We start from the raw sequence: 14,799 nt of genomic DNA, 5'->3' as shown, positions 1-14,799 counted from the left end.
ACGCGGCGCATCTGCGCCACACTCCGCAGCGATCAGAGACGCGAGTCCCCCAGGACGGCAGCACGCAACTCCGCGATCCCCAAGCCTTTTTCCGAACTCGTGACATGGACGAAAGGAAACGCGGCCGGGTGCTTGCGCGCTTCGGCCAGCGTTTCGGCGTGAACCTTCTCCAGTTCGGTCGCCTTGATCTTGTCGGCCTTGGTGAGGACGATGCGGTAGCCCACGGCGGCCTCGTCCAGCATCTTCATCATCTCGGCATCGACCGCCTTCACGCCGTGGCGCGAATCGACAAGCAGCAGGTTACGCTTGAGCACCACGCGGCCACGCAGATAGTCGCGCACCAGACGGCGCCACTTCTCGACCACCGCGAGCGGCGCCTTGGCAAAGCCATAGCCGGGCATGTCAACCAGCCGGAAGTTGAGCGGGTCGCCCACCTCGAAGAAGTTGAGCTCCTGCGTGCGCCCCGGCGTCACCGAAGTACGCGCAATCGCCTTGCGCCCGGTGAGCGCATTCAGGAGCGAGGACTTGCCGACGTTCGAGCGACCGCAGAACGCGATCTCCGGCGCGGTCGGATCGGGCAGGAACTTGAGGTCCGGCGCGCTCTTGAGGAACGTGACGGGGCCCGAGAAGAGCTTGCGCGCCTCCTCGATCAGCGCCTCGTCGCGCTCTTCCTTGCCGCCGAGATAATCCTGTGCGTCCACTTAGGCCTTGCCCTTCTTTTCACGCGCCTTGGCGCGAGCGCTATCCTCGGCAACCTTCTCGGTCTGTGCCTTGAGCTGAGGATGGCGCGAGTAGAGATACTTCTGCTGCGCAATCGTAAGCAGGTTCGAGGTGATCCAGTACAGGAGCAGTCCCGAAGCGAACGGCGCCATCACGAACATCATGAACCAGGGCATGATCATGAAGATCTGCTGCTGGGTCGGGTCCATCTGCGCCGGGTTCAGGCGGAACTGCAGGAACATGGTCACGCCCAGCAGCAGTGCCAGCACACCGATCCCCAGGAAGCTCGGCGGATCGAACGGGATCAGGCCGAAGAGGTTGAGGATGTGCAGCGGATCGGGCGCAGACAGGTCCTTGATCCACAGGATGAAAGGCTGGTGGCGCATCTCGATCGCAAGGATCAGCGTCTTGTACAGCGCGAAGAACACCGGGATCTGAAGCAACATGGGAAGACAGCCCGCGAGCGGGTTCACGCCTTCCTCCTTGTACAGCTTCATGACCTCCTGCTGCTGCTTCTGCTTATCGTCCTTGTAGCGCTCCTGGATCGCCTTCATCTTGGGCTGGACGGCGCGCATGGCGGCCATCGAGGCGAAGCCGCGCTGGGCAATCGGGAACATGATGCCGCGCACGATGGCGGTCAGCAGGATGATCGCGACGCCGAAGTTGCCGACAAGGCTGAAGAGCTTCACGAGCAGCCAGAAGATCGGCTTCTCGAACCAGCGGAACCAGCCCCAGTCGATGGCGAGACCGAAGTTGGTGATCCCCTGCGCTTCATAGGCGTCGAGCACGTTGTGCTCCTTGGCGCCGGCGAAGAGCTTGGTTGTGCGGCTCAGCTTCTGGCCGGGCTGGAGCGCCTGCTGCGGGTACATGAGGTCGGCACGGAACAGGTCGTTGCCAAGCGCACGATAGGTGCCCTCGGCCTTGGCGCCAACGGGGGCAAGGGTCGACATCCAGTAGACGTCGGTGAAGCCGATCCAGTCCGCGTTGCCCGCGGTCTCGATGGTCTTTTCCTCGGCGATATCATCGTAATCGGTGCCGAACGAAACCGAGCCGTCAAACGCGCCAACCGGGCCCGAGTGGACCTGGAAGCTGTCGAGGCTGGCGGTCTTGTCAGTGCGGTTGATGAGCGCGAAAGGCTGCACGATCACGGGGGCCTGGCCGGTGTTCGCCACCGACTGCTCGACCGTGAGCATGTAGTTGTCATCGACCTTGTAGGTCAGCGCGAAGGTCTGGCCCTTGCCGTTTTCCCAGGTCAGCGTGACCGGGGTGGAGGGGGTCAGCTTGGCGCCGTCCTTCACGTTCCACACGGTGCCCGCGTTGGGCGTCGCAGCGCCCTCGCCCACCCAGCCGAACTGGGCGAACTGCTGCGCGGGCGTGCCCGAGGGAGAGTAAAGACGAACAGGGCCCGAATCCTTGTCCACCGTCTCGCGGTGTTCGTTGAGGACGAGATCGTCGACCAGGCCACCGACCAGGTTGATCGAGCCAGACACTGCCGGGGCCTCGATCGCCACGCGCTCGCCAGCGGCCAGCGCGCTCTTGAGGTCCTTCTTTTCCAGCGCCACGGCGGCCGCATCGCGAAGACCGCCTTCACGGGTCGGCTTGCCGGGTTCGGTCGCTTCCTCGGCCCCGCCGGCCTCGACCGTCTTCGCGGGCGTCTTGGCCTGCGGGTAGAAATAGCCGACACCGGCCTCCCACCCGAAAAGCACAAGCGCCGTCAGAACGACCGCTAGAATGATGTTACGCTGGTTTTGCACGAAGGCTTTCCTGTCGTCGTCTCGTCAGTGGCAACAGCGGTCCGCCGATGCGGTCTCGCTCTTGGATTGGTTTTGCGTTCCGGGCACCGGATCGTAGCCGTGCCCGCCCCACGGGTTGCAGCGCAATAGACGCCATATCGCATAGCATCCACCCTTAATCGCACCGTGGGCACGCACCGCCTCGATGGCGTATTGCGAGCAGGACGGTGCAAAGCGGCAGGTGGGGGGAAGCACCGCCGAAGGGCCGAGCTGCCAGGCCCGCGCAATGGCAATCAGCAACAGGCCGGGCAGCCGCGCGAGGAAGGCCAGGAGCCGCTTCACGGCGCCACAGGCTCCGGCACCGAAGAACCGGCCTGTCCGCCCTTTGCCTGGCCCTTACCCCGTTCCGCGCTCGAATGCTTGCGGGGTGGTCGCTTGCCCCGGCGAGGTCCACGCGGGGGATCCCCCTTCCCGTCACGCGCCCGCCCGAGCGCGGCAACAAGCTCTTCGCGTAGAAGCGCGAAGTCGCGTTCGATGCCGTCTTCGCGGCCGATCAGGACGTGGTCGGTATCGGGCAGGCCGTGCTCGGGCAGAAGCTCGCGCAGGAGCGCCCGGAAGCGGCGCTTCATGCGGTTGCGGACAACGGCATTTCCGATTCGCTTGGTCACCGTGATGCCCGCGCGCACACCCTTGCCCGCATTGCGATTCGCAAGCAGCACAAAGCCCGCACGCGCCACCCGCGTGCCCTTGTTGGCCGCAAGGAAGTCGGAGCGCTGGCTCAGGATCTGGTAGGGTATCTGGGTCATGGCAGGCCGGAGCCTACCGCGGCGCGGCAGGCGGGCAAGCTCTCATCGGGCGAATCGCCAATCGGCCTCGACCGACAGGCCAGGGCGACGGCGGATTCCCAAACGACGGTGGCCCGCGCAATCACCGGAAACCTCCCGAAGGAGACCCAGGCGCCTGCGCGGGCCGCGACGTTCATTTCCACTTTCCGGACGCGCGCCCGGAAAGCGGGAATGCCAATAAGATCAGGCCGAAAGCTTCTTGCGGCCGCGAGCGCGGCGCGCGCGAAGCACCTTGCGGCCACCGACGGTCGCCGTGCGTGCGCGGAAGCCGTGACGGCGGGCGCGGACAAGGCGGCTGGGCTGGAAAGTGCGCTTCATGTCAGTCCTCGAATAGTTCAATTGGCCCGTTCAAGGACCGAACAAAAAGGCCGCCTGCTGCGAAACGACCCCAAATCAGATGCGCGCCGATACGTGAGCTGGAAAAGAGAGTCAAGTTGAGGCCAGCGATTCGTTGCCCCCAAGGCCGATTTCTTGCGCTTTTGATCCGGCCGTGCTGTTTCTTTCTGGCAGCCACCTCTGCCCATCGCCCCCCCCGGGCGGCCACCCCGCGCCAACGGAGCCCCGACATGATCCTCATCGTCACCGGACTCTTCGTGAGCTTCCTCGCCCTCTTCGTGGTCGCCAGCCTGCTGGAGCATCTTGTCTTCAAGCACCTCCTTCGCCGCGCCACTGCCATCAAGCTGCTTTCCACGCTGGGAGCATGGCTGATCGGCGGCGTAACCATTGCAGGCTCGGCGGGAGAGATGCAATCCGACCTTGATGCGGGCTTCCTGGGCACGATGCTCGTGGGCCTTCTCGCCCTGACCCTGCCTGCGGGCATTCTCGCCGTGATCGGCTATCTGGGCGCACGCCAGCGCGCCAAAGCCAACCTGCCCGAAGATATCGAAAAGACCTTCTCCTGACGCACCGTCAGGAGCGCGCGTTCAGATCCGACAGGGTAGCCGCGCCGTCGAATGGAACCCACAGGCTCATCACGCCCGCGCCAAACCAGCGCGCTTGGGTGAAAGGGACCGAATTGGTCATGGCGTAGAAGGCCTCGGCCTCGAGCGGGCTCATGCCCATGTGCCGATAATAGTCGACATAGCGGCGGTTCACCGGCGCGCTGAGCGCGTAGTCACCCGGCTGTAGCCCATCCTCGTCGATCCAGGAATGGACCGCGAACTCGGCACCGGGATCAGCAAGGCGGCGGGTGCCCGCCAGGAACAGCTCCACCCCGCCCGAACGAACCGAGCCCCCCGAGGGTACATGCGTGGCAATGCCGTGCGAGCGGATCAGGCGCCCGAGTTCCAGGTTGGCAAGGTCATCGCGCGTGCCGGGACATTCGACCATTTCGAGGACAGTGATACCTGGATAGTCGCGCAACATTGCCGCGAACTGGGCCGGACTGCGCGGCCCGGTTGCATCGACAAGTGCCGCCCGCGCGCCATCGAGCACACGAAACGGGCCATAAGCCGCTTCACGCCCGGTCAGCTCGGGCAGGGAGATGTCGAGAACGGCACCACCCGAAACCATAAGGCGCGACCTGCGCGCACCAGGCCCGGCCAGGGACGTGTCATCCAGATCGAGCGTTTCATAAGCCATACGCTGGGCCGCCGCCGGAGAAGCCCCGCACAGGGCGCCAAGCCCCAGGGTGGAGGCCAGGATCGGCAGAAGAGCGGCAGTGAATGAGCGCATGGTCGCAGATTGCCTCCCCGAGCCTTACCCAATCCGCGAGAGATGCGGTTAAAATGCTGTAAACTTTCACTCTCGCAACGCATTGTGGCTCGACAGGTCGCACCCTCGATGCAAATACTGCTCGAAATACGAATTAATACTTAGTCTATTCGTGGCAGGTACCTTTGTGGTCGCACTCATTTCGACGGTAGCTTATCTGGGCCTCGAAGCCCGCGCCGTCGAAGTACAATGCCAGGTAGCGCCGGGGATGCCCGGTTTCGCGCTGGTCGGCCTACCCGACAAGGCCGTCGGGGAAAGCCGCCAGCGCGTCAGCGCCGCCCTCACCGCGATGGGCCTTGCCCTTCCGCCCAAGCGGATCACGATCAATCTCTCGCCCGCCGACCTGCCCAAGGAAGGCTCGCACTACGATCTCCCGATTGCGCTCGCCCTGCTGACCGCGATGGGGCTGCTCGATGCCGAACAGATGGCCGAAGTCATCGCGGTGGGCGAACTTGCGCTCGACGGGCGGATCATCCCCTCCCCCGGCGTCCTCCTCGCCGCGCTCCACGCGAGCGCCTCCGAGAAGACGCTGATCTGTCCGGCCGCCCAGGGGACCGAGGCGAGCTGGGCGAACGGGGTTCCGGTTACCGCCGCGCCCGACCTTGTCAGCCTGCTCAACCACCTGAAGGGCACCCAGGTCCTGCCCCGCCCCGCGCCCGGCCGCGTGGAGGCCAGCGCCCCCGGGCCGGACATGAAGCAGGTAAAGGGCCAGGAAACCGCCCGGCGCGCGCTGGAGATTGCGGCCGCTGGCGGACATAACCTCTTGATGTGCGGACCGCCCGGCGCGGGCAAGTCGCTGCTCGCCGCCTGCCTGCCCGGCATCCTGCCCGAACTGACACCTCCCGAAGCGCTCGAAGTCTCGATGGTTGCCTCGGTTGCAGGCACGCTGGAGGAGGGGCGAATCAGCCGCGCGCGGCCCTATCGCAGCCCGCACCACTCCGCCTCGATGGCCGCGCTGACGGGCGGGGGGCTCAAGGTCCGGCCCGGCGAAGTCTCGCTTGCGCACCTGGGCGTCCTGTTCCTCGACGAGCTTCCCGAATTCCAGCGCGCGGTGCTCGATTCGCTGCGCCAGCCACTCGAAACCGGCGAGATCAGCGTCGCGCGGGCCAACGCCCACGTCACCTTCCCCGCGCGGGTCCAGCTGGTGGCGGCCATGAACCCGTGCCGCTGCGGGCACCTGGGCGATCCCGCACTGGCCTGTTCGCGCGCGCCCAAGTGTGCGGCCGACTATCAAAGCAAGGTCTCAGGGCCGCTGCTTGATCGCATCGATTTGCACGTCGACGTCGACCCGGTCCGCGCGATTGACCTCGCCCGGCCCGGTTCCTCCGAAGACAGCGCCACGGTGGGCGCGCGCGTACGCCGCGCCCGCGCGCTACAGACCGCCCGGCTTGCAGGCACCGGCGCGCGCAGCAACGCCGAACTTCAGGGCGAGGCGCTCGAAACCCACGCGAGCCCGGACGAGGCAGGGCAAAAGCTTCTCCTCCAGGCCGCCGAAAGCCTCCACCTTACCGCGCGTGGCTACACCCGGATCCTGCGCACCAGCCGCACCATCGCGGATCTTGCGGGAGCCAAGACGATCGGACGCGCGCACATCGCCGAGGCGTTGAGCTACCGCCGCCAGCCGCCCCGCGCGTAAAACTCACACACAGGCGCGGGGCTGGCCGCATCCGGCTGCGAAGGCCGCCAAGAGGCGCTGCCCTTCCTCCCAGTCGCCAAGCCCGCTCTCGGCGTTGATATGGCCGCAGGGACCGATATCGAGGAAACCGGCTCCCCGCGCCTGCGCAAAATCCTGCGCGAAAGCGGGTGAGGCGTAAGGGTCATTGCTGGAAGCGAGAACAAGCGCGGGGAACGGGAACACCGCAAGCGGCAGGTCGCGAAAACCCGCCGAGGCTTCGCGGGGAAACGCAGGCCCTTCCGGATCGGGGGGAGCGACCAGGAGTGCGCCGGCGATGCGCCCGGTCCCGCCATGGCGCGCGGCCCAATGCGCCGTCAGTAGGCAGGCGAGCGAATGGGCCACCAGCACCACCCGGCCCTCGGCCTGCTCCAGCCCCCGTTCGAGCGCGGCCAGCCAGTCTTCCAGATCGGGCCGATCCCAGCTGGCGGGCGCAAACCGGGTGGCATCTTTCATGTGCGCTTCCCAGCGCGATTGCCAATGCGCAGGGCCAGAGCCGCCGAAACCGGGAAGGATGAGAAGGGACATGCGAACCTGCCTGCCGTCTGATGAGGGTTGCGTGGCTGGCCCGATGCACCCGGCCCAGACGCCTGAACAGGCACTTTCTCTGTCGCCCTCAACAGATAAGCTACCATCTTGGCGATTGCGCCCGCCAAGCCAAGCGGGCACAGCGAAAGCCGTGAACGGCATTCCCGCCAGGCTGAGGATATTTTCGATGGGCAACGTCTGGAACCGGCGCCAGGTGCTGGCACAGGCCGCCCTTGCGCCCGCCGCGCTCTCCGCGCTGGCCCTCCCCGCGCGTGCCCGGATCATCGACACTGGCTTCGAAGGGCTGGTCGGCGAGCGGGCCGAAGTCGCCCTCGATCTCCTGCGCGCCTCGCGCCAGGCCAGCTTCGGCGCAGGCAAGGACGTGTGGATCTGGATCTCCTCGCTCTGCCCCTACTGCCAGAAGTATTTCCGTGAATTTCCGGACCTGACGGTGCCGGGCTTTCGCGTCCACTACATCCCCTTCATCCTGGGCGAAGGCGAGACAGGCGCGGTTCTGAAAGTCCTTAATGACCCGAGCCAGGCCACTTTCCTGAAGTTCATGCGGCGCGAACTGAACGACGCGCCAAGCGTGGCCTACAACCCGTTCTACACAGGAGCCCTCGACTATACGGGGAACCCCACCACTCTCCTGTCGCGCCACCACGCGCATATCCGCCTCGTCCAGAGCGCCTACGATGCAGATGCGGGCTTCCCGGTCGAGACCGGCCTCAACCGCCAGCTGTCCACCCCGCGCACGTTCTTCCGCACGCAGAAGGGCGCCCTGCTGATGTGGGGCGGAGGCTTTGGCAAGGCCCAGTTCGAGCGGCTGCGCGAACTGTGACACACCGCTGTCGATCGTGCCGATGAACCGCCGCGACGCGCCGCCTTTGGGCGCGGTCGGCGCGATCCTCGCCGCGCAGGTCTCGATCCACGTCGGCGCGGCGCTGGCCAAGGGCCTCATCGGCGAACTCGGCGCCGAGACACTGGCGGCCATGCGCACGCTCCTCGCCGCCGCGATCCTGCTGGTTCTCGTGCGTCCGCGCCTCTCCCGGCTTTCCCGGCACCTAACCGTGTGGATCGCGCTCTACGGTTTCGCGCTGGGCGGCATGAATCTCCTCATTTACGAGGCCTTCGCGCGCCTTCCCCTGGGCGTTGCGGTGGGGGTGGAGATCTGCGGGCCACTGGCGATTGCGCTGGGAGGCGCGCGCGGCGCAAAGGAATTGGCCTGGCCGGGCCTCGCCGCACTTGGCCTCCTTGCCCTCATCCCCTGGCCGGGGCGTGCCCATGCGCTCGATCCCGTGGGCCTCCTCGCGGCGCTGGGCGCGGCCACCTGCTGGGCGCTGTACATTCTGCTGGGCCGACGCGCGGCACAGGCCGGGAGCGGCTCCGCCGTTTCGTTGGGCATGGTCGCGGCCTGTCTCGTGACATTTCCCGCCGCACTGGCCAGCGGATCGGGCGCCCTGCCCGCACTGCCGGTTTGGGGCCTCGCCCTGATGGTGGCAGTGCTGTCGAGCGCGCTGCCCTATGCACTGGAGATGCACGCCATGGCCGCCCTTCCCGCCCGCATCGTCGGCCTCGTCGCGAGCACCACGCCCGCCATGGCCGCGCTTTCGGGCTACCTTCTTCTGGGCGAGACCCTGACAGCCTGGCAGATGCTGGCCATCGCGCTGCTGATTGCCGCGGCGGCTGGCTGCACGCTCACGGCCCGTTCTCCCGTAGCAAAGGTGACCGATGACCCGCTGACCTAGTCGGCGCAGGCGGCCTCGTCGCAGTCGACCTGGCGCAGGACCTCCCCGATCACGCGCGCGTCGCTGGCAAAGCCGAGGTGCGAGCAGCGGATCGCCACCGCGCGGTCGCGCTCGGCAGGCCAGCCCTTGGCCGAGCGGGGATGGATTACCCCGTCGCGCGGGCTCCACAGGGCAATGGTGGGCACTGGCGGCTTCTCACCCAGCACGCATTCGATCGGCGGCGCATCTACCGCGTGGCCGGTGATGACCTGGTAGGCGCGCCAGGCGTTATTGGCGCGCGGGTTGCCCGAAAAGGGCGTGCCCATGGTGATGACCTTGGCAACCGCCTCGGGCTGGCGCCGTGCGATCTCGCGCGCAAAGAGGCCGCCCAGGCTCCAGCCAACCAGCACGACCGGACCACGATGCGCCCGCGCCAGCGCCCCCACCCGCTTCATCAGGAAGGCGAAGTTCTCCGGTGTTGGCCCGAAATTGACGCCAAGGCCCCATTCGTGGACCTCGTGTCCTGCCGCCGCCAGCGCATCAGCCATCGGCTGCATCCGCTTGGGATGTGCGCCGAATCCGGGCAGCAGCATCACCGGCTGGGGATGGCGCGCGGGCGCGACCCGGGCAGTCGCCCCGCGCCCGCGTCCCCACAAGGACGCGAACTCCCGCGCGAAGAGGCCAAGCGCGGGCTTGCGCACACCGGGCGGATGCGGCTGGCGTGCCAGCGCCGCACGGCGCAGCACTTCCCCGCGCATATCCCCCCATGTGTCCCACGTCGGCTGCTTCACGTTCCCGTTATCCTTTCCTGCCTTGGTCCATCGTACCGTGTCGGCTCAATCCTCACAGGCCCCGGTACGCTCGGAGACCATGCGCATCTTCATGTTCATCTCGGACATCGGCGCCCGCCCGCCCGTCACCTTCATGTCCATCGTGACATCCGAGGTGGTGGCGCTGGCCGTTCCCTGCAACGTCATGACCGCGGTTCCCTGGCTCGGATGTGCGCAGGTCATCTGTGCATCGAGCGCACCGTCCGTCACGGCAAAGCGGTCGTAGGAGCAGTTGGAGGTCTCCCCGACATTCTCGAACATGTCGCGAAAGCCATCTTCCGCCTCAGCCTTGGTCAGGCAGAAGTTCTCGGTGCGATCGCTGGCCATCATGCCCTTCACCTGCCCTGCAATCTCGGCCGGCAGGCCCGGCGCCTCGAAGTTCTCGATCGTGATCGTGCGCGCATAGAGGCCGGGTTCGGGCTTCACGAGATCTCGTGCGGCCTCCTTCATCTCGGCCAGCGAGGGCGGCTCGCCGCGTCCGCCCCCATCTGCCGCACCCGCGTCACCATCACCGCCCGAACTGCAAGCCGTCAGCGCCAAGGTCGCCAGCGCCAGACCTGGGTAAAAACGAACTCTGCCTTGTGCCATCGTCCTGTCCTCCTCGCTCGAAACGCCCGCGCGCCGCGCCAATCCCGCGCCTTGCGGGACTGCGCGGCTAGCACCGCGCTGCACCTCTCACCAACCATTACAGTTCAATGACACACTCTTGTCAGCAAGAGATTGAACGGACGCTCTCCCGTCTCCATATGTTCCGCCATGACCGAACTCATCATCCGTCGCGGACTGGACGAGCCGGATACCTCGGGCTCGTTCACCCCGCACAAGCCCCAGCGCCCCGAAAAATCCCTCCCCGGCAAGACCTTCCGGATTGTCTCCGAGTACGAACCGGCGGGCGACCAGCCCACCGCAATCGCCGAACTGGTGGAAGGCGCGCAGGCCGAGGACAAGACGCAGGTTCTTCTGGGCGTTACCGGCTCGGGCAAGACCTTCACCATGGCCAAGGTCATCGAGGAGCTCCAGCGCCCGGCGCTAATTCTCGCGCCCAACAAGATTCTCGCTGCCCAGCTCTACGCCGAGATGAAGGACTTCTTCCCCGAAAACGCAGTCGAATACTTCGTTTCCTACTACGACTATTACCAGCCCGAGGCCTACGTGCCCCGCTCGGACACCTACATCGAGAAGGAAAGCTCGGTGAACGAGGCGATCGACCGGATGCGCCACTCGGCCACGCGATCCCTGCTCGAGCGCGACGACGTCATCATCGTGGCCTCGGTCTCGTGCCTCTACGGTATCGGTTCGGTCGAGACCTATTCGGCGATGACCTTCGATGTCGTCTCGGGCACCGAAGTCGACCAACGCGAACTGATCCGGAAGCTCGTCTCGCTCCAGTACAAGCGCAACGACGTCGCCTTTGCGCGCGGCTCGTTCCGGGTGCGCGGCGACAACCTCGAAATCTTCCCCTCGCACTACGAAGACACCGCCTGGCGCGTCTCGTTCTTCGGCGACGAGATAGAGGAAATCTGCGAGTTCGACCCGCTTACCGGCAAGAAGGGGCCGACCCTCGACAAGGTGCGCGTCTTCGCCAACTCGCACTATGTGACGCCCGGCCCGACGATGAAACAGGCGAGCGAGGCGATCCGTTTCGAGCTGGAGGAGCGCCTGAAGGAACTCCACGCCGAGGGCAAGCTGCTGGAGGCGCAGCGCCTTGAACAGCGCACCAACTTCGACCTGGAGATGATCGCGGCGACCGGCTCGTGCAACGGCATCGAGAACTATTCGCGCTTCCTCACCGGACGCCTGCCCGGCGAGCCCCCGCCAACCCTCTTCGAATATCTGCCTGACAACGCGCTTCTCTTCGTCGACGAGAGCCACCAGACCGTGCCGCAGATCGGCGCGATGGCCCGGGGTGACCACCGCCGCAAGATCACGCTCGCCGAATACGGCTTCCGCCTGCCCTCGTGCATCGACAACCGTCCGCTGCGCTTCAATGAATGGGACGCGATGCGCCCCCAGACCTTCGCGGTCTCGGCTACGCCGGGCGGCTGGGAAATGGAGCAGACCGGCGGCGTCTTTGCCGAGCAGGTCATCCGCCCGACCGGCCTGATCGACCCGCCGGTGGAGATCCGCCCGACCGAGGACCAGGTTCAGGACTGCATCGCCGAGTGCAAGGCGGTGGCCGAAAAGGGCTTCCGCACGCTCGTCACCACGCTGACCAAGCGCATGGCCGAGGACCTGACCGAGTTCATGCACGAAGCGGGCGTGCGCGTTCGCTACATGCACTCCGATGTCGAGACGCTGGAACGCATCGAGCTGATCCGCGACCTGCGCATGGGGGTCTATGACGTGCTGGTGGGCATTAACCTCCTGCGCGAGGGCCTCGACATTCCCGAGTGCGGGCTCGTCACCATTCTCGATGCCGACAAGGAAGGCTTCCTGCGCTCGGAAACCTCGCTGATCCAGACCATCGGGCGCGCGGCGCGCAATTCCGAAGGCCGCGTCATCCTCTACGCCGACCGCATGACCGGTTCGATGGAACGCGCCATCGCCGAGACCGACCGGCGCCGCGAGAAGCAGCAGGCCTACAACGAGGAACACGGCATCACCCCCCAGACGATCAAGCGGCGCATCGCCGACATCGTCGCGGACACGGCGAGCCGGGATGGCGTTACCGTCGATATCGAGACCGAGGACGGGGCCAATAACCTCGTCGGGCACAACCTGCGCGCCTATATCGAGGACCTCGAAAAGAAGATGCGCGCCGCCGCCGCCGACCTCGAATTCGAAGAAGCGGGACGTCTGCGCGACGAGATCCGCAAGCTGGAAGCGAGCGAACTGGGCCTCCCCGAAGGCGAGCACAAGGCCCCGCTGGTCGGGCGCTCAAACGAGGGCAAGCCGGGCACGCGTAAGATGCGCTATGGCAAGCAGACCAAGAAGTGGGGCAAGTAGGCCTGCCTGATCTCCAAAATATATACGTGAAACAAGGATATGGCCTGATCGTTCAAGGGGTTTAGCGCGCGGCAACGCCACCGCCGCGCGCAAACCTGCGAAGACGAAGGAGACCCGACGTGGAACTGAAGGACCAGGCCATCATCGTGACCGGCGGAGCGAGCGGCATCGGCCGTGAAGCCTGCCTCGCCCTTGCCCGCATGGGTGCCGCGATCGTGGTGGCCGACTTCAACGCCGAGGGCGCGGCCAAGGTCGCCGAGGCAGTTAAGGCGCTGGGCGTTGCCGCGCACAGCTTCAAGGTCGATGGCTCGGTCGCCTCGCGCGGGAACTTCAACTACAACGCGGCCAAGGCGGCGGTCATTGCCATGACACGCTCGGGCGCGCTGGAACTGGCCGAACACGGCATCCGCGTGGTCGGCATCGCGCCGGGCTACATAGATACCCCGATCCTGGGTACGGATAAGGGCGTGAAAGAACAGCTTGCCGCGCAGCACATGCACCGGGAACTGATCGCGCCCGAGAAGGTCGCGAGCGTCGCGGCCTATCTCTTCACCGACGCGGCCGAGGCGATAAACGGCTCCACGGTGCCCGTTGACGACGGCTTCCTCGCCTTCAAGGAATAGGCCAGCGCCTGAAAAAATACCCGGAGGCTCACCAGGAGCCCCCGGGCAGTGCAAGGATTGGCCGAAACCAGCCCTCGGGTCGCATGGATACAATGTCTGCAAATTGCAGACTTGGCATGCCACGATCATGGTATGGGATGAGCCTCGAACCATAGTTTCCCTTGCGCACAATCCCTGATCCCGACACATTTCCCGGTGTGGGGCAGGAAAAGTGCATAGACAGCGAATCGCTGGCGCACTTGCGCAGCGCGATCGAGCAGGCCCCCTTCCATCCGGAGGGGTGGCGTCATGCGCTCTACAGCCTGGCCGAAGCGACCGGCTCGCCGCGCGCGCAGATCCTTGCTCTTGGTGAGCGGCACCTGGCCTTCAACTGGGTCAACAAGACGCCCGACGATTTCGAGACGGTCATCCAGGAGATCGACGCCTATAACCCCGATGCGAACTACCGCATCGCCGCGATGGGCAAGCCCATGGAACTCACCTGGGAGGACCACTACGACGAGGTCCGGGCCACGCACACCGACGAGCGCTATCTCGAAATGGCGCGCCGCTACGATTTCGAACTCGGCGCGCAGATGGTCCTCTCGCAAAAGCCCGGGCTGTTCTTCGGCGTCGCGATCATGCGCAGCGAACGCGAAGGGCGCACCACCGAACACGAACGGGGCATCCTGGCCCAGGTCGCGCCGACGATCCTCTCGGCCATCCGCACCCAGGAATCGATCGAACACGCCGGTGCCAAGCTGCTCCACGGCTCGCTCGAGGCGATGGACACCGCCGCGATCCTGCTCGATGGCCTTGGCAAGACGACTTTCGTCAGCCCCGCCGCGCAGCGCCTGCTCGGCCCCGAAACCCTGCAGATCTCGGGCGGCGCCCTACACGCCCAGCGCCCCGAATTTGACCGCCAGCTAGGCCGACGGATCGGCCAGGCGCTGGCCGGCGAGGACCCGGGCCCGGCCGACTTGTGGATCCGCACAGGCAAGGGACTCATGCTGGTCGACGCGCGCCCCCTGCCCCATGGCGACTGGCATCTGGGCCTCAGCGCCCGCGTCATCGTCAGCCTCAGGCCCCTGCGCCCCTCCGGGATGGGCCACGACCACGCTGAAAACGCAAAAAAGGTTGCGCGCATGGGTAGGCAGCTGGGTCAGGCGATGGGGCTGACCGACACCGAAGGCGAAGTCGCCGCGCTTCTTGCCCAAGGGCTTTCGCGCAAGGATATTGCTGCACTGCGGCAAGTCAGCCCGCAAACGGTAAACAGCCAGCTGCGCACTATTTTCCTCAAATGCGAGGTCAATCGTGAAGGCGAACTTGTTGCAATTGCACGATCTATTCTCGACGCGATCGGCAGCTGACCCTCCCCCGTCACGGTCCCGAAAAGGGGCAGGACTCGTGCATCAGGCGCAAGTCACGAGTCCCGCTTTTCACTGTTCTTTCCTGTGTGTGAGAGCAAACGGGCCCCAGACAC

The 14,799-nt window shown here is 65.9% G+C and carries 16 protein-coding genes; 7 read left to right on the top strand and 9 right to left on the bottom strand.

What is annotated here, in order from left to right:
- Window positions 1-32 precede the first annotated feature (32 nt).
- From yihA to rpmH, 5 genes are all read right to left on the bottom strand, one after another.
- The gene (gene yihA / locus LC060_RS04395) at window positions 33-701 is read right to left on the bottom strand and encodes a ribosome biogenesis GTP-binding protein YihA/YsxC (protein ID WP_226633043.1); all 669 of its coding nucleotides are present in this window, start codon (window positions 699-701) and stop codon (window positions 33-35) included.
- On the bottom strand, window positions 702-2,474 hold the full coding sequence (gene yidC, locus LC060_RS04390) for a membrane protein insertase YidC (protein WP_226633041.1): 1,773 nt from the start codon (window positions 2,472-2,474) through the stop codon (window positions 702-704).
- 24 nt (window positions 2,475-2,498) lie between these two features.
- The gene (gene yidD, locus LC060_RS04385) at window positions 2,499-2,765 is read right to left on the bottom strand and encodes a membrane protein insertion efficiency factor YidD (protein ID WP_144400923.1); all 267 of its coding nucleotides are present in this window, start codon (window positions 2,763-2,765) and stop codon (window positions 2,499-2,501) included.
- A gap of 26 nt (window positions 2,766-2,791) precedes the next feature.
- A complete protein-coding gene (gene rnpA, locus LC060_RS04380; RefSeq protein WP_226633039.1) occupies window positions 2,792-3,259 on the bottom strand; it encodes a ribonuclease P protein component in 468 nt (155 codons plus the stop codon).
- 222 nt (window positions 3,260-3,481) lie between these two features.
- The gene (rpmH, locus tag LC060_RS04375) at window positions 3,482-3,616 is read right to left on the bottom strand and encodes a 50S ribosomal protein L34 (RefSeq protein ID WP_039388288.1); all 135 of its coding nucleotides are present in this window, start codon (window positions 3,614-3,616) and stop codon (window positions 3,482-3,484) included.
- Window positions 3,617-3,864: 248 nt separating this feature from the next.
- Between rpmH and LC060_RS04370 the strand changes: the two genes are divergently transcribed.
- Window positions 3,865-4,200 (top strand): hypothetical protein, encoded by a 336-nt coding sequence (locus LC060_RS04370; RefSeq protein ID WP_226633038.1) that lies wholly within the window; start codon window positions 3,865-3,867, stop codon window positions 4,198-4,200.
- Window positions 4,201-4,207: 7 nt separating this feature from the next.
- Here LC060_RS04370 and LC060_RS04365 read toward each other — a convergent pair whose 3' ends face one another.
- On the bottom strand, window positions 4,208-4,972 hold the full coding sequence (locus tag LC060_RS04365; protein ID WP_226633036.1) for an alpha/beta hydrolase: 765 nt from the start codon (window positions 4,970-4,972) through the stop codon (window positions 4,208-4,210).
- A 166-nt stretch (window positions 4,973-5,138) separates the two neighbouring features.
- Here LC060_RS04365 and LC060_RS04360 point away from each other — a divergent pair, with 166 nt between their 5' ends.
- Window positions 5,139-6,647 (top strand): YifB family Mg chelatase-like AAA ATPase, encoded by a 1,509-nt coding sequence (locus LC060_RS04360; RefSeq protein ID WP_226633034.1) that lies wholly within the window; start codon window positions 5,139-5,141, stop codon window positions 6,645-6,647.
- Between the two features lie 3 nt (window positions 6,648-6,650).
- Here the strand turns inward: LC060_RS04360 and LC060_RS04355 are convergent, their stop codons facing one another.
- Window positions 6,651-7,211: an RBBP9/YdeN family alpha/beta hydrolase gene (locus tag LC060_RS04355; protein ID WP_226633032.1), complete on the bottom strand. Its 561-nt coding sequence runs from the start codon at window positions 7,209-7,211 to the stop codon at window positions 6,651-6,653.
- A 187-nt stretch (window positions 7,212-7,398) separates the two neighbouring features.
- Between LC060_RS04355 and LC060_RS04350 the strand changes: the two genes are divergently transcribed.
- Both LC060_RS04350 and LC060_RS04345 read left to right on the top strand, forming a co-directional pair.
- Window positions 7,399-8,052: a hypothetical protein gene (locus LC060_RS04350; RefSeq protein ID WP_226633030.1), complete on the top strand. Its 654-nt coding sequence runs from the start codon at window positions 7,399-7,401 to the stop codon at window positions 8,050-8,052.
- Between the two features lie 22 nt (window positions 8,053-8,074).
- Window positions 8,075-8,959, top strand: coding sequence for an EamA family transporter (locus LC060_RS04345; protein WP_226633028.1), 885 nt, complete (start codon window positions 8,075-8,077; stop codon window positions 8,957-8,959).
- Here LC060_RS04345 and LC060_RS04340 read toward each other — a convergent pair.
- Both LC060_RS04340 and LC060_RS04335 read right to left on the bottom strand, forming a co-directional pair.
- Window positions 8,956-9,696, bottom strand: a complete 741-nt coding sequence (locus tag LC060_RS04340; protein ID WP_226633620.1) for an esterase/lipase family protein — start codon at window positions 9,694-9,696, stop codon at window positions 8,956-8,958. The two genes, LC060_RS04345 and LC060_RS04340, sit on opposite strands and share 4 nt — an antisense overlap.
- 78 nt (window positions 9,697-9,774) lie before the next feature.
- Entirely contained in the window at window positions 9,775-10,356 is a 582-nt protein-coding gene (locus LC060_RS04335; protein ID WP_226633026.1) for a DUF3617 domain-containing protein, read from the bottom strand.
- Window positions 10,357-10,524: 168 nt separating this feature from the next.
- Between LC060_RS04335 and uvrB the strand changes: the two genes are divergently transcribed.
- The 3 genes from uvrB (at window position 10,525) to LC060_RS04320 (ending at window position 14,686) form a co-directional block, all read left to right on the top strand.
- Window positions 10,525-12,714 carry an excinuclease ABC subunit UvrB gene (gene uvrB, locus LC060_RS04330; protein ID WP_226633024.1) on the top strand — a complete coding sequence of 730 codons (2,190 nt, stop codon included), beginning with the start codon at window positions 10,525-10,527 and terminating at the stop codon, window positions 12,712-12,714.
- A 119-nt stretch (window positions 12,715-12,833) separates the two neighbouring features.
- The gene (locus LC060_RS04325; RefSeq protein WP_226633023.1) at window positions 12,834-13,337 is read left to right on the top strand and encodes an SDR family NAD(P)-dependent oxidoreductase; all 504 of its coding nucleotides are present in this window, start codon (window positions 12,834-12,836) and stop codon (window positions 13,335-13,337) included.
- A 161-nt stretch (window positions 13,338-13,498) separates the two neighbouring features.
- Window positions 13,499-14,686: a helix-turn-helix transcriptional regulator gene (locus LC060_RS04320; protein WP_226633021.1), complete on the top strand. Its 1,188-nt coding sequence runs from the start codon at window positions 13,499-13,501 to the stop codon at window positions 14,684-14,686.
- The last annotated feature ends 113 nt before the right edge of the window (window positions 14,687-14,799 follow it).

The sequence above is a fragment of the Novosphingobium profundi genome (genome assembly GCF_020524485.1).
In the GTDB taxonomy this organism is placed as follows: domain Bacteria; phylum Pseudomonadota; class Alphaproteobacteria; order Sphingomonadales; family Sphingomonadaceae; genus Novosphingobium; species Novosphingobium profundi_A.
The sequence above is the reverse complement of the archived record's forward strand: the minus strand, read 5'-3'. Positions and strand labels throughout refer to the sequence as shown.

Coding starts and splice junctions, on each gene's coding strand:
- rnpA (WP_226633039.1), bottom strand. CDS start 3,259: ATGACCCAGATACCCTACCAGATCCTGAGCCAGCGCTCCGACTTCCTT.
- rpmH (WP_039388288.1), bottom strand. CDS start 3,616: ATGAAGCGCACTTTCCAGCCCAGCCGCCTTGTCCGCGCCCGCCGTCAC.
- LC060_RS04370 (WP_226633038.1), top strand. CDS start 3,865: ATGATCCTCATCGTCACCGGACTCTTCGTGAGCTTCCTCGCCCTCTTC.
- LC060_RS04365 (WP_226633036.1), bottom strand. CDS start 4,972: ATGCGCTCATTCACTGCCGCTCTTCTGCCGATCCTGGCCTCCACCCTG.
- LC060_RS04355 (WP_226633032.1), bottom strand. CDS start 7,211: ATGTCCCTTCTCATCCTTCCCGGTTTCGGCGGCTCTGGCCCTGCGCAT.
- LC060_RS04350 (WP_226633030.1), top strand. CDS start 7,399: ATGGGCAACGTCTGGAACCGGCGCCAGGTGCTGGCACAGGCCGCCCTT.
- LC060_RS04345 (WP_226633028.1), top strand. CDS start 8,075: ATGAACCGCCGCGACGCGCCGCCTTTGGGCGCGGTCGGCGCGATCCTC.
- LC060_RS04340 (WP_226633620.1), bottom strand. CDS start 9,696: ATGCGCGGGGAAGTGCTGCGCCGTGCGGCGCTGGCACGCCAGCCGCAT.
- LC060_RS04335 (WP_226633026.1), bottom strand. CDS start 10,356: ATGGCACAAGGCAGAGTTCGTTTTTACCCAGGTCTGGCGCTGGCGACC.
- uvrB (WP_226633024.1), top strand. CDS start 10,525: ATGACCGAACTCATCATCCGTCGCGGACTGGACGAGCCGGATACCTCG.